Origin of the sequence: Cryobacterium sp. Sr8 (genome assembly GCF_004403225.1) — a bacterium.
Classification (GTDB): domain Bacteria; phylum Actinomycetota; class Actinomycetes; order Actinomycetales; family Microbacteriaceae; genus Cryobacterium; species Cryobacterium psychrotolerans.
Genome location: NZ_SOHO01000051.1, coordinates 1 through 18744, shown reverse-complemented (window position 1 = coordinate 18744; position 18744 = coordinate 1). Strand labels below are relative to the sequence as shown.

Sequence of the window (18744 nt, the reverse complement as noted above, 5' to 3'; positions counted from 1 at the left end):
CCGGTGGCCGCGCTGACGCGTGGCCAACTCAGGAGATTCCGTTGTCGCGCCGCACGCAACCCCGTGTTTCCGGGCCCGGATGACACTGCGTACCCGATTCTCCTGAATTTGCCACCATGGGAGGCGATGCCCAGCCGGGGCCGTGGTGGCCGCGCCGGCCCGTGGCTAACTCAGGAGATTCCGTCGTCGCGCCAGGCGCGACCGCGTGTTTCCGCGGCCGGAAACCGCGGCGCACCCGATTCTCCTGAGTTGGCCACCGTTCGGGGCGGGTAATCCAGGGTGGGCGGGGGCGTGCAGGGGCTGCGGCGGGTCAGCGGCGCACGACGGAGCGCATCAGGCGCAGGGCGACCGAGAGGGATGCCATGTCGTCGCGGCCGAGGGCGTTGACTTCCTCGAACACGCTCCGTGACCGGCTCAGCTGCTCCGCGTTGAGGGCCTCCCAGGCGAGCATGCGTTCCTCCGCGGTGCCGGCAGCCGTGGATTCCAGCACGCGCGTGGTCATGTCGGCCACCGTCGAATAGAGGTCGTCGCGCAGGGCCGCGCGGGCCAGCGCCTGCCAGCGGTCCTTGCGCGGCAGCGCCGTGATGCGCTCGAGCAGGTTGTCCACCCGGAAGCGGTCGTAGACCGTGTAGTACACCGCGGCCACATCCTGCATCGGCGCCTTGGCCTGGGTGGCGATCTTGGCCACGTCCAGAAGCGCGAAAGCCTCGAAGAGCTCGATCCACCGGCGTCCGAGATCCTCCGGAACGCCCCAGTCCTTCGCCGTCTGCAGCAGGGAGTGCATGCGCTTGAGGTCCTCGCCCTGCACGTAGTCCACGAGGTGTGCGCGCATGACGTCGGTCTGCGGCTTGTACTGGGCGACGACCTCCGCCACGGCGGGCGACCCGCCCTGGTTGACCTGCCAGCGCACGGCACGGTCGAGCAGGCGACGGATGTCGAGGTGGATCGCCGACCAGTGTTCGGTCGGGAACGACGACGGCAGCGCGTTGAGCTCGCCGACCATGATGTCCAGCTCGAAGACCTCGCGCAGGGCGACGAACGCCCGCGCAATCGTGGCCGGGTTCGCGGAGGTCTCCTCCATCGTGCGGAAGGCGAAGGTCACGCCGCCGAGGTTGATCATGTCGTTGGCCACGACCGTGGCGATGATCTCGCGGCGCAGCGGATGCGTGTCGATTTCGGCGTCGAAACGATCCGACAGCTGCTTGGGGAAGTAGCGTCGCAGGGTCTTGCCGAACCACGGGTCGTCGGCCAGGTCGCTGTCCCGCAGCGCCGTGGCCAGCTCGATCTTGGCGTAGGCGGCCAGCACGGACAGCTCCGGCGAGGTCAGGCCCTGCCCCTGCTCCAGCCGTTCCCGCAGCGTCGCCGTCGTCGGCAGCGCCTCCAGGTCGCGCTTGAGATCGCCGGATGCCTCCAGCCAGTCCATCAGCCGTTCGTAGCTGGGGCTCCAGTTGACGACCTTCACCCGGTCGTTGAGCAGCAGGATGTTCTGGTCGACGTTGTCCACCAGCACCAGCCGCCCGACCTCGTCGGTCATCGAGGCGAGGAACTCGGTGCGGTGCGCGGCGTCGAGTTTGCCCGCCGCGACCATCCGGTCGACGAAGATCTTGATGTTGACCTCGTGGTCGGAGCAGTCCACGCCGGCCGAGTTGTCGATCGCGTCGGTGTTGAGGATGACGCCGTTCAGGGCCGCTTCGATCCGGCCGAGCTGGGTCATCCCGAGGTTTCCGCCCTCGCCGACGACCTTCACGCGCAGCTCCCGGCCATCCACACGGATGGCGTCGTTCGCCTTGTCGCCGACCTGCGCGGCCGTCTCACTGCTCGCCTTGACGTAGGTTCCGATACCGCCGTTGTAGAGCAGGTCCGCCGGCGCCGTGAGGATGGCGCGGAGCAGTTCCGGCGGGCTGATCTTCGTCGTGCCGCCCGGCAGCCCGAGCGCCACCTGCACCTCGGCGGAGATCGGGACGGCCTTGGCGTGGCGCGGATAGACCCCGCCGCCGGGGCTGATCAGGGCCTCGTTGTAGTCCGCCCAGGAGGAACGCGGCAGGTCGAAGAGCCGCCGGCGTTCGGCGAAGGAGGCCGCGGCATCCGGGTTCGGGTCCAGGAAGATGTGCCGGTGATCGAAGGCCGCGATGAGACGGATGTGCTCCGACAGCAGCATGCCGTTCCCGAACACGTCGCCGGACATGTCGCCCACCCCGACGACGGTGAAGTCCTCGGTCTGGGTGTCGACGCCGAGCTCGCTGAAGTGGCGCTTGACCGACTCCCACGCGCCGCGGGCCGTGATGCCCATGGCCTTGTGGTCGTAGCCGACCGAGCCGCCCGAGGCGAAGGCGTCGCCGAGCCAGAAGCCGTAGTCCGCGGCCAGCCCGTTGGCGATGTCGGAGAAGGATGCCGTTCCCTTGTCGGCGGCGACCACCAGGTACGAGTCGTCGTCGTCGTGGCGCACGACCCTGGCCGGCGGCACGACCTGTTCACCGTCGGCCGTGGCGACCAGGTTGTCGGTGAGGTCCAGCAGCCCGCTGATGAAGGTCTTGTAGCTCTCGACGCCCTCGGCCATCCAGGCCGAGCGGTCGACGGCGGGGTCGGGGAGCTTCTTGGCGAAGAATCCGCCCTTGGCGCCGGTGGGCACGATGACGGCGTTCTTGACCGTCTGCGCCTTGACCAGGCCGAGGATTTCGGTGCGAAAGTCCTCCCGGCGGTCCGACCAGCGCAGGCCGCCGCGGGCGACCTTGCCGAAGCGCAGGTGCACGCCCTCGACGCGCGGCGAGTACACCCAGATCTCGTACTTCGGCCGAGGGAAGGGCAGCGAATCGATCAGGGTCGGGTCGAGCTTGATGCTCAGGTACGGCTTCTGCTGGAAGAAGTTGGTGCGCAGCGACGCTTCGATCAGGTCGATGAAGGTGCGCAGCACGCGGTCGGCGTCGAGGGTCGCGACCTGCTCCATGGCGGCGGTGAGCTCGGCGCGCACGTGCGCCAGGCCGACGGTGCGTTCGTCGTCGGTCAGCTTGGGGTCGAACCGCGCCTCGAAGAGCGACACCAGGCCGCCGGCGACGGCCGGGTTGGCGAGCAGGGTGTCGGCGACGAACTCGTAGGAGTTCGTGTTGCCCATCTGGCGCATGTACTTGGCGTAGCTGCGCAGGATGACGACCCGGTGCCAGGCCATGCCCTCCCGGAGCACCAGGCGGTCGAGGCCGTCCGATTCGACGGCGCCGCGCACTGCGGCGCCGAAGGAGTCGGCCAGGAGCCGGCCGGTCGCGACCGGGTCGACGCCGGCCGGGTAGTTCAGGCCCAGGTCGTAGAGGAAGAAGTCGCGCCCGTCGGAGGTCTCGATCTCGAAGGGGACCTCGTCGAGAACCTCGAGGCCGAGGTTCTGGAAGTACGGCAGGATCTGGCTGAGGCTCTGCGACTCCATCATGTAGAGCTTGACCCGGGCGTCTTCCGCCTCGGGTTCGTCACGCGACGCATCCGGCAGATAGACGTACAGCCCCGGCGCCGCGGGCCCGTCGCCGGATGCCGCGGCCGCGGTGGCCGCGGTGGCGCACGCCTCGAACCTGCCGATGTCCTCGAGCGCATCCTCGATCTCGTAGTCGACCCGGTAGCTGTCGGGGAACGCCTCGGCCCAGAGGGCGGACAGGTGCTCCGCCTCATCGAGCGAGCGGTGTTCGCGGAGTTCCTCGGTGATGCCCTCCGACCAGGCACGCACGGCCATGACCAGGCGGCGCTCGAGCGCGACGGCGTCGACGCCCGCGACCTGGGCATCCTTCGGCAGGCGGATGCGGAAGAACAGGCGGGCCAGGGCGGATTCGGTCATCCGGGCCTCGAAGTCGAGGGACTCCGCGTGGAAGGTCTCGCGCAGTTCCTTCTCGATGCGCAGACGCACGGCCGTGGTGTACCGGTCGCGGGGCAGGAAGACCATCGCGGACATGAAGCGGCCGTAGATGTCCGGGCGCAGGAAGAGGCGGGTGCGGCGGCGTTCCTGCAGGCGCTGGATGGCGAGGGCCGTGGTGACCAGGGCGTCGACATCCATCTGGAACAGCTCGTCGCGCGGGTAGGTTTCGAGGATGCCGAGGAGGTCTTTGTCGCTGTGCGAGCCGACCGGGAAGCCGATCTTGGCCATCACGGCGTCGACCTTCTCACGCAGGATCGGCACGGCCCGCACGGAGCTCGTGTAGGCGCTGGCGGCGAAGAGGCCGATGAAGCGCTGCTCGCCGTTGACGTTGCCGTTCTCGTCGAAGCTCTTGATGCCGATGTAGTCGAAGTAGGCGGGGCGGTGCACGCTGGAGCGCGAGTTCGCCTTCGTGATCACCAGGGCGCGTCGCTCGCGCGCCATCAGGCGGCCGGCTTCGGTGAGGTGCTGGATCTGGTGGCCGTCTTCGGAGGAGCGCAGCAGGCCGAGGCCGCTGCCGTCACGGATGGTGAGCACGTCTTCGCCGTCAACGGTGCCCAGGTCGTACTCCCGGTAGCCGAGGAAGGTGAAGTTGTCCCGGTCGAGCCAGCGCAGCAGTTCCTGGGTCTGGTTGAGGTCCGGGATGCCCTCGGCGTGGGCGACCTTGCCGAGCGCGTCGGCGATCAGCACGGACTTCGCGCGCATCGGCTGCCAGTCGTCCACCGCGGCCCGCACGTCGCTGAGCACCCGGGTGAGGCCGGCGATGAGCTTGCCCTGCTGCTCGTCGGTGGCGCGGTCGATCTCGATCGCGATCCAGGACTCGAGGTGCGGGGCGTCGTCGTCGTTGCCGAGCAGGTGGGAGATGTCGGGCATCGCGGAGGTGTCGCCGCTGGAAATGCCGACGCTGGACGGAATCCGGTTGACGTCGATGAGGTCGTTGGCGACCCGGTTGCGGGTGACCGCGAGGAGAGGGTGCACGACCAGGTGGATGGCCGAGTGCTGGCGCACGAGTTCGGCGTTGACCGAGTCGACGAGGAAGGGCATGTCGTCGGTGACGATGTAGACGACGCTGCGGCCGGATTCGTTGCGGATCTCGACGTTCGCGGTCTTCGGCCGCCGGTTGCGCGCGACCTGCCAGTGGTAGCTGGCGCGCGCGCGCAAAACGTTCACGTCGTAGGCCTGGGCGTCTTCACCCGCAAGGTGCTCGTAGTAGTCGGCGATGAAGGCCTCGAGCTCGCTACCCGTCGGGGACTGACCCGTGCGGGTGGATTCTGACGACATGAAAAGAAACGCCTCCATTAAGTGCTCTGATCTTCGCTGATCGGGCCTGCCGATCCGGCGGTAAACGTGGAGGCCCCTTGCTCAACCCATCGTAGTTTCACTGAGCAGGATGCGCACATCGAACCACCGCAGGGTCTGCGATTTCGCCGCGGTCGGATGCCGGTGGATCCCGGTCGATGATTCGCAGCGCTGAGGTCTTCCGCACTCCCGGGAGCGATGGGCGGTCTCAGGGCTGGGACTTGTCGCCGCACGTCTAGTCGAGATCGAGCGGATGCGTCCCGTACTCGGTCATCCAGACCGGTCCAGTCCTGTTCTTCGACTTCCTCGCCGCGACTGCTGCTGCTGCCTTGCGACGGCCAGAGCGCTTCTTCCAAGCGAGGAACAACGCCGCAAGGACCGCGAAGACTCCAAGGAACAGGATGAACGTGAGATCAGTCGGCATGCGTTGACCGTACCGGTGCGGGCCGCCCGGCCGCCAGCCGCCAGTTCGGGGAGCGACAAGCGCGCCCGCCCCCAAGTGGTTATCGGCCGTGACCCAAGGGCGTCAGGCCGCAGCGCATCAGATAGTCATAGGTGTCGTCGTAGTAGCTCGGGGGACGAGTTGGATCGAGCGCATCGCCGGCGGGTACAAAAATGACCATTCCCTGCCGCGCCCTCGTGAGAAGAACTCGATAGGCGTTTTCGAGAAACTTGCGGCTCTCCATCTGTCCTCGTTGCTGCCATTTCGTTCCTTTGAACTGCCAGTGTTCAAAACGAGATCCGTTGTGCCTCAGATCCCCATCCCAGCCGACCAAACACCAATCGAGCTCGAGGCCCTGGACATCAAACTCGGTAGCGATAACCTCCAGCAGATGGCTCGAACGAATGTCGTACGGGCCATCGAGGAACCAGTGCTCGGGTTCGAGTTCATTCTTGACGTGAATCCCGTAGGGGCGGAGTCGCATCCCGCCCGACGAGGCCAACATCCCTCGAGTCTCCGATCCGCGGTCCTTGGAGACCAACCAGTCACGCGCTTCCTGGATGTCACGCGAGACAAAGATTTCGTATTTACTGCGAAACTTCTCGTACTCCGATAGCGCCAAATCAGGTTCGTTCTGGATCAGGTAGTGCACCAAATGCGACAGATGATCCGCGCGAAACGACCGCATCGACGTGGAGAGGTGAAGCCCTGGGTGTGACTCCGACACTCGATGCTTAGAGGCCAGGGCACCGAAGTCAACGTCGCCTCCGTCGTACGCCGGCTGCGAGATCTGACCCGAGTAGTAGACGTCCCACTCTGCGAATCGCTCGTCCAACGCACTGAACCATCCGCCAAGCCCAGTTTCGCCGGTGTTCAGTTCCTGCCCGCCACCGACCAAGGCGACGATGACACACCAATCCTCATGACGATCCATGACACTCATGAGGAACTCAGGCTCGGACATGTCGAACCCATCAATGCCCTTCTTGGCCGACATGAACTTCGCGGTCTGGCGCAGGTCCCACGCCCGTTGCGCTTCGTCGAAGACCGCAACCTTCTCGACAGGGGCCCGATCGTCTCGCAGGGTCTCATCTCGAAAATGATGCACGTTCTGGATGAACCTCTCGGTTCGCCTCCGCGCATCCGTGATCGACTGCGTCTCGTCCCTCCCCTTGGAATCTCGAGCCAAAGCTTCACGCAAGACAGCGACGAGCGGGCCGTTACCCGAGAGAAAGACAGCCAGATCTGGATCTGACTGCGGTCCCTCATAGTCGAGCACGGTCGCTATGTTCAGCCCCGCCAGAGTCTTGCCGGAGCCAGGAACACCGGTCACGAAACAGATACTCTTGCGCGATCGTGCGCGCGAGCTCGACACGATTTCTTGGATAGTCCGCGTGGTCAGCGAAAGGTTCTCGGCAGCGGCCCCGCTTTGGGCAATCGCAGCGACGCTGTGGTTCGCGTACAGGTATTGAGCGGCCTCGACAATGGTCGGTGTTGGCCGGTACGAACCCCTCGCCCACTCGTCTGCATCCACGACCTCATGATCGGGATCATTCGCGACGTTGGCCAAGATCCAGCCCAGGTTGGAACCGTTCGACAGAAGCGGAAGTGCGACTCCGTCTGGAGCGAACTGGCATTGGATGGTTCGCGTGTCGGCGGCAGTGCAGACGAGCACGGGCACCAGGGCCACTGATTCACTGGCGCCGTGGAAGTTCTTGAGGTCGACCGCGTACCCGTGCGCTTGCCGAATATCGAGACTCCCGTAGTTGCTCGATCCGACTTTGAATTCCACAACGAAGACGGCAGCGTCCTTGACCAGCACGACGTCTGCTCTTCGGCCCACTCGAGGGATCGCGAATTCAAAGTGCACGTCGCCTCGGGGATCCGACGCGAGTTGATCCCTCAGGATTGTGATTTGCCGCTGCCAGGCAACGCGCTGTGTCTGATCAACGTCGATCGCGTTGGACACCAGAGTTCCGAGAACCGCGGCGGGATCCTCCCGAAGGAAGTCCTGGACGCGCGCGGAGTAGTAAGCCCTCTTGATTTCCCCGGCCAAATATTCCCCCGTCAACGGCGCTCTGATGTGAAGAGTATCCAGTCGAGGCGACACGTGTCCGAGCAACTCACCGGGCGACCATCGATTGGGTCGACGCGGTAACGTCAGGATTCGTTGGGGAGCAAGCCCTGGGCGCGAGAAGCCCCGGCTGTCCCTCGAAATGGCGCCAGCCACCCCATACCTCGCGCCATTGCTGGTCGATAGTCTGGCGGCGGGGGCACACGTGGAGAGATTCTTTGGAACACCTGACGGAGTCAGGGTCGGTCGGCTCTTCGTCAATCGTCGGGAACTGCACGAAGCTTTCGTGCATCGCCCGACCCAGGCGGGGATCAGCGGCACGAAATCTGAAGGCGCCGACTCAATCGTTGTCTCGGGCGGTTACATCGACGATGAAGACCACGGCGATTACATCCTCTATACCGGCCATGGCGGCAAAGACCTCAACAGCACGCGGCAAACCAAGGATCAGTCTCCAGATGCTCCCGGCAATGCAGGGCTGATCACCAGCCTCGCCCAGGCCCTGCCGGTACGCGTGATCCGAGGTAAGCACACAGGGTCACCGTTTGCGCCTCCTGCCGGTTACCTCTACTCCGGGTTGTACCTCGTCACTCAATGGTGGATGGAGGAAGGGCAGAACGGCTTCCAGATCGTGCGATTCCGCCTCGAGCGAATTGACGAGCAGACGCCCCTCGAACCTCAGAGCCTTAACATCCCCGACCCTGAATTCGCGGACACCATCGTGTCTAGGCGCATTCGAGACTCGCAGCTGGCCCGAGAGGTGAAGCGCCTATACGACTTCCAGTGCCAGATTTGTGAAACGGCGGTGGCCACAGTCAACGGAGGCTCCTACGCCGAGGGAGCTCATGTGCGGGCACTCGGCCGACCGCATCTCGGCCGCGACGAATTGAGCAATATCCTCTGTCTCTGCCCCAATCACCATGCTCAGTTCGACCTAGGGGGAATGGTGCTCACGGACAAGATGGTGGCAGTCGAGACTCGGACAATGACGCCGGTCGCGGGTCTGAACTTTCGGAAGCGACACGTGGTTGACGTGCTGAACGCTCGCTACCACCGCTCGCTGTGGACTCAGTCGTCGGGCTTTCCGAGCGGCGCCGAGCAGCTCCTCGCCAGCGCGTAGCGACGGGTAATCGATCTGTGCCACCACCACCAGGACCTCGGGATTGGTCCCCATCGCCCGATCCAACCCCCCGCGCTTCGAACCGTTCCGCGAATCGGCCAGCGGCCCGCCCGTTCCGTCCCGCGAACCAGCTTTGGGACGCACCGTCAGCTGGCCCGTCAATTCGCCGCAGGACCCCAACGAGAACAAGACAGGCACAAGTGAGAGACAACAGATCCGGCAATGCTGCCGGATGGGCATCGCTTCTCCTTGGGACGGTGGCCCTGCTCATGGCGGTGTTTCAACCCGTCAACGACTCAACCCAGCGTGGATTCTTGGCTTCTACCGTAGGAGTCACAGCCATCGCCTATGGGCTTCACGCCCTCGGGAAACGGCGAGCGGGCCGCGCAACGAGCTCCGTGGCACCCAGGTTGGGCATTCTCTTCGGTACCGTCGGAACGGCCGTCATGGTTTACAGTCTCGCCGCGTTCCTGCTCGTTCTCCCGAGTAACCCAATGATCAACTTCGTGGCGGGCCTCCACCTTCCTGGTGTGGCGGCACAGACCGAACCGGCATCGGCGGCCCAGCCACCTCTCCCCGTGCTGGAGCAGCCCGCCGCGGCCGTTGTGCAGCCGCCCGCGCCTCAACCCGAATCGATACCTGCAGCCACGCAGCAGGAGGAGTGGGGCACGGTGGTCCAAACCGCAGGAACACTGGCTTATGTGATGAACCGCATCACGCCGGCTGGCCATCCTTGGCCCGCATCGCTCGCCGTGACCACCGACAATCGAAGGGTCATGACCCCGACCGGAGAGGTACTCGGTATGGTCCCGCGCGGGGCAGAGCTGAGCTATCAGCCATCTGCCGATCTGAGTGGGTACACCTTGACGGTCACCGGCTCCACTTTCGGAGTCATCGCTGAGTTCAGCAGCTACACCGGAGAGGTCACGACACGCTGATTGAGGTCTCGACAGGCTCGACCACCGGCGGGGCGAGCGGTCCGACTTCGATCAACCGTTCATTTCGACCGACCCGTGAGCCAAGTGAGCAGTTTTTATGCACATTTCTTGCGTAAGTGCGCAGTGTGTGGCACAGTCATTTCACTTGACAGCATCGTCATGGGTCGGTTACCAGCGGTGAGCGCCTTTCCGCGCTTTCCAGGAACGGAAGGTTTGAAATGGCTTCACTGCGTAAATACACACGGACGGGCGCAGTCCTGGCGAGTGTGGCGATCCTGGGCCTCGGCCTCTCCGGCTGCGCGCCTGCAGCGAACAAGTCTTCCTCAGAGACCAAGGGCGTGACGATCACCGTCGCCCTGTTCACGGCCCCGCCGCCCAAGGCCGCTCTTGCCGAGTTCACCAAGGACACGGGCATCAAGGTCAAGTGGTCGACCATCGACTGGGACAGCCTCCAGACCAAGATCGCTGCCTCATCGGCCGCCAAGACGTACTTCGCCGACGCCACCGACGTGGACTGGTCGCGGGTCGGCCAGCTGGGCACGCTGAAGTGGTTCGAACCCCTGGAGGACTACCTGGACACGGACTCCTACAAGAAGGACATGCCGCAGCTGGACTCCTTCGTGTCGGACGGGCACGTTGTCGGCATCCCCTTCGACGCATCCTTCCTCACCACGACGGTGAACACGGAGCTGTTCGAGAAGGCCGGGATCACGACGATGCCGACCACCATCGCGGAATACACCGCGGACCTGGAGAAGCTGAAGTCGAGCGGCGTAGCCGAGTACCCCCTGAACATCCCCTTCGCCGCGGCGGAAGGGCTGTCCACCTACTGGTACCAGACCACCGCGGCCTTCGGCGGAACCGTCCTCGACGGCGACGGCAAGCCGCAGTTCTCTGACCCCGACTCCGCCGGCTACAAGGCGGCCGAGTGGATGGTCAACGGCGTCAAGTCCGGGCTCGTTCCCCCGGGAAACATCAACGTGAGCGACACGCAGGGCCAGCAGACCCTCATGGCCAAGGGCGGCGTCGCATCCACGTTCGCTGACTACTCCGGAAACGTCGGCAGCCTCTACGACATCCCCGACACGTCCAGCGTCGTCGGCAAGGTCGCCTACCTGCCCACGCCCGGCGTCGACGGTGTCGGACCGAACGTCAGCAACCCGGATGGCATCGGGATTCCCGTCACCGCCAAGTACAAGGAGGCGGCCGCCAAGTTCATCGAGTGGTTCACCTCCCAGAAGGCCCAGTACGGATTCGCCGGCGGCGAAGGCCCCGACAACGTCTTCCCTGGCTACTTCCTCCCCTCTCGCCTGAGCGCCATCGAGCAGCTCACCGCGGACGGCAAGCTGGCCGGCGGAGACGTGCTGACCTCGATCCTGAAGGACAGCGCCCGGCCGGTCTTCCCCGAGGGCGCGCCTGCCTGGTACCCCGAGTTCTCCCGAGCGGTCAACACGAACCTGCACGCTGCCGCAGCGGGCTCCATCAGCGTCAAGGATGCGATGAAGGCGATCTCCGACACCGCTGACAAGCTCTCAAGCGGCTCGTGACCCGAACCCGACGCGCAACCCGACCTGAAACGCAACGGTGAACTCTGATACCCGGATCAAGAACGTCCCAGTCGTAGGCCCTGGGGGACGCGCGAAGCTCGCGTCCCCCAGGGCCAAACGGCGCGGCCGATTCGACATCCTGCCCTACGCGCTCGTCACCCCGCTCGCACTCTTCATCATCAGCCTCGCCCTGATCCCCGCGCTCTTCACGATCGTGGCCTCGTTCTTCAAGGACCAGGCGCTGAATCCGCCCGTGCGGTTCAACGGCTTTGAAAACTTCGTCAACCTGTTCAACGACGCCGGCGTGCTCTCGAGCATGGGCAACACGGTGATCTACGTGCTCGTCGGCGTCATCCTGTCGACGGTGCTCGCGGTGTTCTTCGCGGTCATCCTGCGCAAGAAGTTCCTCGGTCGCTCCCTGCTCATCGCCGTGCTGATTCTGCCCTGGGCCCTCCCGGGCGTCGTCAACGGGATCATCTGGAGCAACATCTGGGACAGCAATACCGGCCTGGTCAACAGCCTGCTGACGTCCATGCACCTGATCGACACGTACCAGGTCTTCCTCGGCCAGAACAAATTCATGACGATCCTGGCCATCGAGATGGTGCAGGTCTGGCAGATCACCCCGCTCTCCACCCTGCTCGTGCTGGCCTCAATGCAGAACATCCCCGATGAACTCTATGAAGCCGCGAGCCTGGACGGCGGGTCGCCGTGGAAGGTGTTCTGGTCGGTCACCCTGCCGCTCACCGCGCCCGGCATCACCATCGCGATGGTGCAGGCGGTGATCGCGACCCTCAACATCTTCGACCAGCCCTACATTCTCAACGGCGCTGCCAGCACCGGAGCATCCCTCACCATGCAGACCTACTTCATCAGCTTCCAAAACCTTGACTTCGGGCAGGGGTACGCGCTGTCGCTCATCATCACGATCGTCACGCTGGTGCTGTCGCTCGGAATTCTCAAGCTCGTCTACCGCCCTGTGGAGTACTGATGAATCGCCGTCCGCACTGGTTCCGATGGTTCGGAGTCGCCTTCATCGTGATCTGGTCCCTCGTCCCCGTGTACTGGGCGCTGAACACCAGCCTCCAAACGGATGCCCAGGTGAGCTCGAAGCCGTCGAACTACGTTCCGCCCACCCCGACGTTGTCCAACTACCTGGCGCTGCTCACCGGCGAGGGTGAGACCGCAGCGGCGATTCGCCAGTCCTCCATCAACATCCTGATCGAGTGCACGCTGGCCACCGTGATCACCGTCGTGCTGGCGACGCTCGCGGCGTACGCATTCGCCCGGATGAAGTTCCGGGGCGGGAAGATCCTGTTCTACGCCGTGCTCGCCACGATGGCATTCCCGGCGTACACGACCCTGATCCCGATCTACCGCATCCTGAGCACATTCGGCCTCGTGAACACGTATACAGGCATCGTGCTCGTGTACGTCTCGGGGTTCCTCCCGCTCGCGACCTGGATTCTCTACAACTACATGAAGAGTCTTCCGTTAGCCATTGAGGAAGCCGGAACCATGGATGGCGCCAGCCGGATGAAGATCCTGTGGCACATCGTGATTCCCCTGGCCCTGCCCGGAATCATCTCCACCGCGATCATCACGTTCCTGTTCGCGTGGGGCCAGTTCCTGTTCCCGCTCGTGCTGTCGAGCGACCTGTCGACGCAGCCTCTGACTGTCGTCATCGCCGCGCTGCAGGGCAGGCACGTCGTGCCCTTCTCGCTGCTCAGCGCCGCCGGAATCATCGCCATCGCCGTTCCCGCGGCCATTGCCCTGATCCTGAACAAGTACATCGTCAGCGGGCTGCTCGCCGGAAGCGTGAAGTAGCCGGGGGCGGTCAAGCGTCCGGGGAGGCGGCCTTCGCCTGCTTGGGACGTGACGGCCGCGCCCCGGTGAGATCGACGACGTGCACCTGCACGCCGGCGTCGGCGATGCGCTCCAGCTCGACCGGGTCTGCATTCGAGTCGGTGATCAAGTCGCTGATCTGGGACAGATCCGCCATCTTCGCCAGCGTCACCCGCCCGACCTTCGAACCGTCGGCCACCACGATCACTCGCTGGGCGCTGGCGACCATCGCGTTGTTCGTGCGGGCCTCGGTGTCATCGTGCGTCGTCACCCCGCCGGCGGCCGTGATGCCGTCGGTACCGAGGATGGCCGTGCCCACGTTGATCGCCTTGAACGTGTTCTCCGACAGCGACCCGACCGCCTCGAACGAACTCAACCGCACGACCCCGCCGGTGATGATCACCTTGAGCTGGGGCCGCGCCGCGCACTCCAGGGCGGTCGTGAGCGAGTTGGTCACGATCGTCAACTCCGTGCGATTGCCGAGGGCCCTGGCCACTTCCGCCGTGGTGGTGCCGCCACTGATCGCCACGGCGTACGGCCCGGAGGGGATCATTTCGACCGCGCGCCGGGCGATGCGTTGTTTGGCTTCCCTGAACTGGGTGTCGCGAAGCCGGACCGGGATCTCACTGTGGGAGTCCAATGCGCGGGCGCCCCCGTGGGTTCGCACGAGCAGGCCCTGCTCGTCGAGGTCGGCCAGATCGCGCCGGAGGGTCGCGGCAGACACCCCGAGTTCGCTGGCGAGAGAGGCCAGGGACACCGCGTTCTGCTCATGAAGCGCGGACAGGATCGATCGCATCCGGTCGGAGCGCTTGGCCGATACTGCGCGAGGATGGGCTTCGAAGTAGCCGTCAGTGGACATGATTCGCTTTCTTGTCTCAAATGCGCATTGTTTGTGCCCACTTTAGCGCCAAAACGCTCGTGATATTGCGTGAACCACGCAGTATGTCGCAGTATTTACTAATGACTAGTCCGCTCACCTCACCCGGCGTCCTCACCCCCGGCCCCGGCTCTGTAGCCACGGTCCGCGAGATCCTCCAGCAGCCCGAGGTCTGGGGCGAGGCCGCATCCGCGATTGCGGCACTGCGCCAGGATCTGGATGCGTTCCTCGCGCCGCTGCTGGCCCGCCCCGACCTGCGAATCGTGCTGACCGGGGCCGGCACGTCCGCCTTCGTCGGGCAGATCGCGGCTCCGGCCCTCTCCCGGCTTCTCGACCGTCGCGTCGACGCCCTCGCGACCACAGACATCGTCTCGAACCCGCGGGACGCTCTCGCGGAGGATCTGCCCACACTGCTCATCTCCTTTGCTCGATCGGGCAACAGCCCGGAGAGCATCGCCGCGACCCGCCTGGCCGACGAATGCCTCACCGACGTGAGCCACCTGGTGCTGACCTGCGACCGGGTCGGCGGCCTCTACCGGGAGCACGAGGGTCGCGAGAAGTCCATGACCGTGCTGATGCCCGAGCGCTCCAACGACGAGGGGTTCGCGATGACCTCGAGCTTCACGTCGATGCTGCTGTCGTGCCTGCTCATCCTGGGGGGCGAGAATGACGCAGCAGTCAGCGCCCTCGCCGCCGCCGCGACGCAGGTCATCCAGTCCCGGCAGCAGGCGATCCGCCAGCTCGCCGCGGGCGGATACGACCGGATCGTGTACCTGGGAAGCGGCCCGCTGACCGGCCTGGCTCGCGAATCGGCCCTGAAGCTCCTGGAGCTCACCGCGGGCCGGGTCGTCACCTACTTCGACTCCGCATTGGGCTTTCGCCACGGCCCCAAGGCCGTGCTCGACGACCGCACGCTCGTGCTCGTCTACGTGTCATCGGACCCGTACACCCGCCAGTACGACCTGGACATCATCGCCGAGCTCCGCTCAACCCAGAAGCCGGAAAGCGTCATCGTGATCGCCTCAGAGCCGCTGCCTTCGTCGCTCGGCGAATCGTGGGTTCTCGAGGGGCTGGCCGGCCTGAACGACGCGTACCTTGCCGTAGGCTACGTCGTCGTGGCACAGATCCTGGGTTTGTCGTTCGCCCTGCAGCTCGGCACGACAGCAGACAACCCGTTCCCCGGAGGCGACGTCAACCGCGTTGTGCAGGGCGTCACCATCCACCCGTTGCTTCCTGCCGCGGGCGCAGCCGCGGGCGCAGCCGCGGGCGCAGCCGCGGGCGCGAGCGCCCGGCCGTGACGCTGTTCCTGGGCGTCGACGGTGGCGGCTCAAAGACCGCCTTCGTGCTCCTCGACGACTCGGGACAGATCCTGGCCGAGGCACAAACGCAGAGCTGCTACTACTTCACCGAGGGAATCGAGCTCGTCGAACGGGTGCTCGCTGACGGTGTCGGCCAGGTGTGCCGCGCTGCGGGCGTCGAACCAGCGGACATCCGTCAGGCCTTCTTCAGCCTGCCCGGCTACGGCGAGGCGAGCGGCGACGTGGAAACCCTGAACGCGCTTCCCCGTAACGTTCTCGGCCACGACCGGTACTCCTGCGACAACGACATGGTCTGCGGCTGGGCCGGGTCACTGGGCGGCATCGACGGCATCAACGTCATCAGCGGAACCGGCTCCATGACCTATGGAGAGCGTGACGGCCTGGGCTATCGAGCCGGCGGATGGGGCGAACTGTTCGGCGACGAGGGCTCTGCATACTGGATCGCCATCCGAGGCTTGAACGCGTTCACTCGGATGAGTGATGGCCGACTCCCCCGCGGCCCCCTGTACGACGCGATCAAATCGCGGGTCGGCGTGACAAGCGACCTCGACCTGATCCACATCGTGGTCGACCGCTGGCAGGGCCGGCGAAGCGCCATCGCCGACCTGTCCAGGACGGTCGTCGAAGCGGAGTTGCAGGGTGACGCCGTTGCCGCCGGCATTCTGACCGACGCGTGCGTTGAACTGGCCACGATCGTCGAAACCACGCGGGTCGAACTCGGCTTCGGCGTGGACGACCTTGTCCCCGTGTCGTACTCGGGCGGGATGTTCAACGCGGAGTTCATTCGCCGGGGCTTCGAAGACGCCCTGGTCGCGGACAATCCGAACTACGACCTGCGCCCACCCCTGTTCAGCCCCGTCGTGGGCGCCGCGCTCTATGCGGCAAAGCGAGCCGGCAGCCCGCTGTCGGAGAAGGCACTCGCGGTTCTTCGCTTTCGGTGAGGGGTGTCCGGTGAACCTGGGTCGACCACCGAGGGCTCGACCACCGAGGGCTCGACCACCGGGGTGAACGTCAGGAGAACACGCCTCCGGGCTTCACGCTGGGCAGCCGGGGCACCCCTACTGTTGGGGTAGACAGATTCGATTCGTTGGAATCGGTCCCGTGGGGCGTGCACACAAGAGTGCGTGGTGGACGCCCGTTGATCGTGGGACCGGGGGCTCTCTTTCTTTGGGTGAATCAGGCCAGGGGCGCAGGTGGCCAACGCCCAGAAACCCGATGTGCAGCATCGGAGACCGCGCCCACCGCGGCCCTGCCCAATCCGCATCCTGCGGGTCCATTGAGAGGGAGAGCACCATGACAAAATTCCAGCACCTATCCACTCCGCGTAAACGACTTCTGGCCGCCCTGTTGGCCGTCGCAGTGGTCGGAGTCGGCAGCGCCGGCTTCGGTGGAGCAGCCGTCGCGGAACCGCTCCCCCAGGCACCCGTCGCCCTCGGCGTTGCCGGCACCTTCGCAATCCTGTCGCAGACCGGGGTGACGGATGTCCCCTCATCCGCGGTCACAGGCAACGTCGGGTCGAGCCCGATCACCGGCGCGGCTATCCTGCTGACCTGCCCGGAGGTGACCGGCACGATCTACTCCGTCGACGCCGCTGGCCCGGCCTGCAAGGTCACGGATTCCACGCTGCTCACGAGCGCAGTCGGCGACATGGGTATCGCGTACACCGATGCGGCCGGGCGCGTGAATCCGGACTTCGTCAACCTCGGCGCCGGAGAGATCGGCGGACGCACCCTCGTCCCGGGCCTCTACAAGTGGAGCACCGACGTTTCGATCTCCAACGACGTCAAACTCTCCGGGGGTCCGGACGACGTCTTCGTCTTCCAGGTCTCCGGCAACATCGACCAGGCGCCGGCCAAGAACGTCACCCTCGTGGGCGGCGTTCAGGCCAAGAACGTGTTCTGGCAGGCCGCCGGGGCCGTGACCCTCGGCACGACCGCCCATTTCGAAGGCACGATCCTGAGCAAGACCATGATCGCCATGAACACCGGCGCATCGATCAACGGCCGCCTGCTGGCGCAGACGGCGGTCACCCTGCAGAGCAACACAGTCACCGAACCGGCGAACTAGCTACTACTTCGCAGGCCAGGAGCTGGGGCCGGGGAGACGACGTTCGTCGTTTCGCCGGCCCTTCGCGATTCGGCCAGCGTCGCGGCGGGTCTCGACCGGCTCGACCACCGGTGCGACTCGACGACCGCGAGTGGGGCGCTCGTAGGATGAGCGCATGCGCGCAATCCTCGTGAACGCCCCCGGCGGGCCCGAAGCCCTTTCCCTCGCCACAGTGGACGACCTGCCTGTCGGCGCCAGGGACATCCGGATTCAGGTGGCCGCGGCGGGCGCCAACCGCGCGGACGTTGCGCAGCGGCAGGGGCGTTACCCGTCGCCGGCCGGGGCGCCGCAGTGGCCGGGGCTCGAGGTGTCGGGCGTGGTGACCGAGGTCGGGGCCGAGGCCGCGCAATTCGCGGTCGGCGACCGGGTGTGCGCGCTGCTCGCCGGCGGCGGCTACGCCTCCGAGGCGGTGGTGCACGAGGACCTCGCGCTGCCGGTTCCGGACTCGCTCGACCTCGTCGAGGCGGCCGGGCTGCCCGAGGCGCTGGCGACCGTGTGGTCGAACGTGTTCATGAGCGCGGGCCTGGCCGCCGGCGAGACGCTGCTCGTGCACGGCGGCGCCAGCGGGATCGGCACGACGGCGATCCAGCTGGGCGTGCTGTCCGGCGCGCGGGTGGCGGTGACGGCCGGATCGGCTTCGAAACTCGAGGTGTGCCGGAGCCTCGGGGCGGAGATCCTGATCAACTACCGCGAGCAGGACTTCCCGGCCGAGATTGCTGCCGCGACCGACGGGCACGGGGCCGACGTGATCCTCGACATCATCGGCGGCTCGTACGCGGCGCGCAATGTCGCGGCGCTGGCGATGGGCGGACGCATCATGGTGATCGCCAACCAGAGCGGCGAGAACGCGAGCTTCAACCCGTTCCACCTCATGCAGAAGCGCGGCCGGTACTGGGGCACCACCCTCCGCTCGCGCCCGTTCGAGGAGAAGGTCGCGATCATGCGCGGCATCCGAACGGATGTCTGGCCGTGGGTCGAATCCGGAGCCTCCCGCCCGGTGATCGACAGCCGGTTCCCGTTCTCGTCGGCGGCGGATGCGCACCGGCGGATGGAGTCGTCGGCGCACGTGGGGAAGATCCTGCTGGTGCCCTGAGGGGGGTGGTGACGGAGCGGACTGGTGCCGGAGTCGGCGGCTGCCCTTCCTCCACAGGCGCCAACCCGTCGAAGTTATCCACCGAAAACGCAGCTGACCGGCCCTTTGTCGGTAGGAATGTCGGTGGTTCGGCGGAGACTTAACGCATGGACACCCCCACCGAAACCCCGCAGGCGCCCGCCGGATCGGTCCCCGCCG

Annotated in this window: 13 protein-coding genes; 9 read left to right on the top strand and 4 right to left on the bottom strand. The window is 65.7% G+C overall.

All coding sequences use genetic code 11. The annotated features are described in order from the left end of the window. Positions 1 to 310 precede the first annotated feature (310 nt). From E3T54_RS10925 to E3T54_RS10915, 3 genes are all read right to left on the bottom strand, one after another. Positions 311 to 5167: an NAD-glutamate dehydrogenase gene (locus tag E3T54_RS10925; protein WP_134475697.1), complete on the bottom strand. Its 4857-nt coding sequence runs from the start codon at positions 5165 to 5167 to the stop codon at positions 311 to 313. Between the two features lie 253 nt (positions 5168 to 5420). After that, on the bottom strand, positions 5421 to 5609 hold the full coding sequence (locus E3T54_RS10920; protein ID WP_134475696.1) for a Loki-CTERM sorting domain-containing protein: 189 nt from the start codon (positions 5607 to 5609) through the stop codon (positions 5421 to 5423). 79 nt (positions 5610 to 5688) lie between these two features. Continuing rightward, positions 5689 to 7596 (bottom strand): DUF2075 domain-containing protein, encoded by a 1908-nt coding sequence (locus E3T54_RS10915; protein WP_198414470.1) that lies wholly within the window; start codon positions 7594 to 7596, stop codon positions 5689 to 5691. A 247-nt stretch (positions 7597 to 7843) separates the two neighbouring features. Here E3T54_RS10915 and E3T54_RS10910 point away from each other — a divergent pair, with 247 nt between their 5' ends. The 5 genes from E3T54_RS10910 to E3T54_RS10890 all read left to right on the top strand — a co-directional run bounded on the left by E3T54_RS10910 (position 7844) and on the right by E3T54_RS10890 (position 13133). Then, the gene (locus E3T54_RS10910; RefSeq protein WP_134475695.1) at positions 7844 to 8821 is read left to right on the top strand and encodes a YDG/SRA domain-containing protein; all 978 of its coding nucleotides are present in this window, start codon (positions 7844 to 7846) and stop codon (positions 8819 to 8821) included. Positions 8822 to 9315: 494 nt separating this feature from the next. Then, positions 9316 to 9759, top strand: a complete 444-nt coding sequence (locus tag E3T54_RS10905) for a hypothetical protein (RefSeq protein ID WP_134475694.1) — start codon at positions 9316 to 9318, stop codon at positions 9757 to 9759. 218 nt (positions 9760 to 9977) lie between these two features. Continuing rightward, a complete protein-coding gene (locus tag E3T54_RS10900) occupies positions 9978 to 11306 on the top strand; it encodes an ABC transporter substrate-binding protein (RefSeq protein ID WP_134475693.1) in 1329 nt (442 codons plus the stop codon). 37 nt (positions 11307 to 11343) lie between these two features. After that, positions 11344 to 12297 (top strand): carbohydrate ABC transporter permease, encoded by a 954-nt coding sequence (locus E3T54_RS10895; protein WP_134475692.1) that lies wholly within the window; start codon positions 11344 to 11346, stop codon positions 12295 to 12297. Then, positions 12297 to 13133, top strand: coding sequence for a carbohydrate ABC transporter permease (locus E3T54_RS10890; RefSeq protein WP_134475691.1), 837 nt, complete (start codon positions 12297 to 12299; stop codon positions 13131 to 13133). Before E3T54_RS10895 ends, E3T54_RS10890 begins: the two co-directional genes overlap by 1 nt. A 10-nt stretch (positions 13134 to 13143) precedes the next feature. Here the strand turns inward: E3T54_RS10890 and E3T54_RS10885 are convergent, their stop codons facing one another. Next, a complete protein-coding gene (locus tag E3T54_RS10885) occupies positions 13144 to 14010 on the bottom strand; it encodes a DeoR/GlpR family DNA-binding transcription regulator (protein WP_134475690.1) in 867 nt (288 codons plus the stop codon). A gap of 101 nt (positions 14011 to 14111) precedes the next feature. Here E3T54_RS10885 and E3T54_RS10880 point away from each other — a divergent pair, with 101 nt between their 5' ends. The 4 genes from E3T54_RS10880 (at position 14112) to E3T54_RS10865 (ending at position 18546) form a co-directional block, all read left to right on the top strand. Continuing rightward, positions 14112 to 15326 carry an SIS domain-containing protein gene (locus tag E3T54_RS10880; protein ID WP_134475689.1) on the top strand — a complete coding sequence of 405 codons (1215 nt, stop codon included), beginning with the start codon at positions 14112 to 14114 and terminating at the stop codon, positions 15324 to 15326. Then, positions 15323 to 16288, top strand: a complete 966-nt coding sequence (locus E3T54_RS10875) for an N-acetylglucosamine kinase (RefSeq protein ID WP_198414469.1) — start codon at positions 15323 to 15325, stop codon at positions 16286 to 16288. The genes E3T54_RS10880 and E3T54_RS10875 overlap by 4 nt, the downstream gene beginning before the upstream one ends. A 352-nt stretch (positions 16289 to 16640) precedes the next feature. Continuing rightward, complete coding sequence (locus E3T54_RS10870; protein WP_134475688.1) at positions 16641 to 17414, top strand: ice-binding family protein; 774 nt, start codon at positions 16641 to 16643, stop codon at positions 17412 to 17414. Between the two features lie 154 nt (positions 17415 to 17568). Then, entirely contained in the window at positions 17569 to 18546 is a 978-nt protein-coding gene (locus tag E3T54_RS10865; protein ID WP_134475687.1) for an NAD(P)H-quinone oxidoreductase, read from the top strand. Positions 18547 to 18744 lie beyond the last annotated feature (198 nt).

Coding starts and splice junctions, on each gene's coding strand:
- E3T54_RS10925 (WP_134475697.1), bottom strand. CDS start 5,167: ATGTCGTCAGAATCCACCCGCACGGGTCAGTCCCCGACGGGTAGCGAG.
- E3T54_RS10920 (WP_134475696.1), bottom strand. CDS start 5,609: ATGCCGACTGATCTCACGTTCATCCTGTTCCTTGGAGTCTTCGCGGTC.
- E3T54_RS10910 (WP_134475695.1), top strand. CDS start 7,844: ATGGCGCCAGCCACCCCATACCTCGCGCCATTGCTGGTCGATAGTCTG.
- E3T54_RS10905 (WP_134475694.1), top strand. CDS start 9,316: ATGATCAACTTCGTGGCGGGCCTCCACCTTCCTGGTGTGGCGGCACAG.
- E3T54_RS10900 (WP_134475693.1), top strand. CDS start 9,978: ATGGCTTCACTGCGTAAATACACACGGACGGGCGCAGTCCTGGCGAGT.
- E3T54_RS10890 (WP_134475691.1), top strand. CDS start 12,297: ATGAATCGCCGTCCGCACTGGTTCCGATGGTTCGGAGTCGCCTTCATC.
- E3T54_RS10885 (WP_134475690.1), bottom strand. CDS start 14,010: ATGTCCACTGACGGCTACTTCGAAGCCCATCCTCGCGCAGTATCGGCC.
- E3T54_RS10880 (WP_134475689.1), top strand. CDS start 14,112: ATGACTAGTCCGCTCACCTCACCCGGCGTCCTCACCCCCGGCCCCGGC.
- E3T54_RS10870 (WP_134475688.1), top strand. CDS start 16,641: ATGACAAAATTCCAGCACCTATCCACTCCGCGTAAACGACTTCTGGCC.
- E3T54_RS10865 (WP_134475687.1), top strand. CDS start 17,569: ATGCGCGCAATCCTCGTGAACGCCCCCGGCGGGCCCGAAGCCCTTTCC.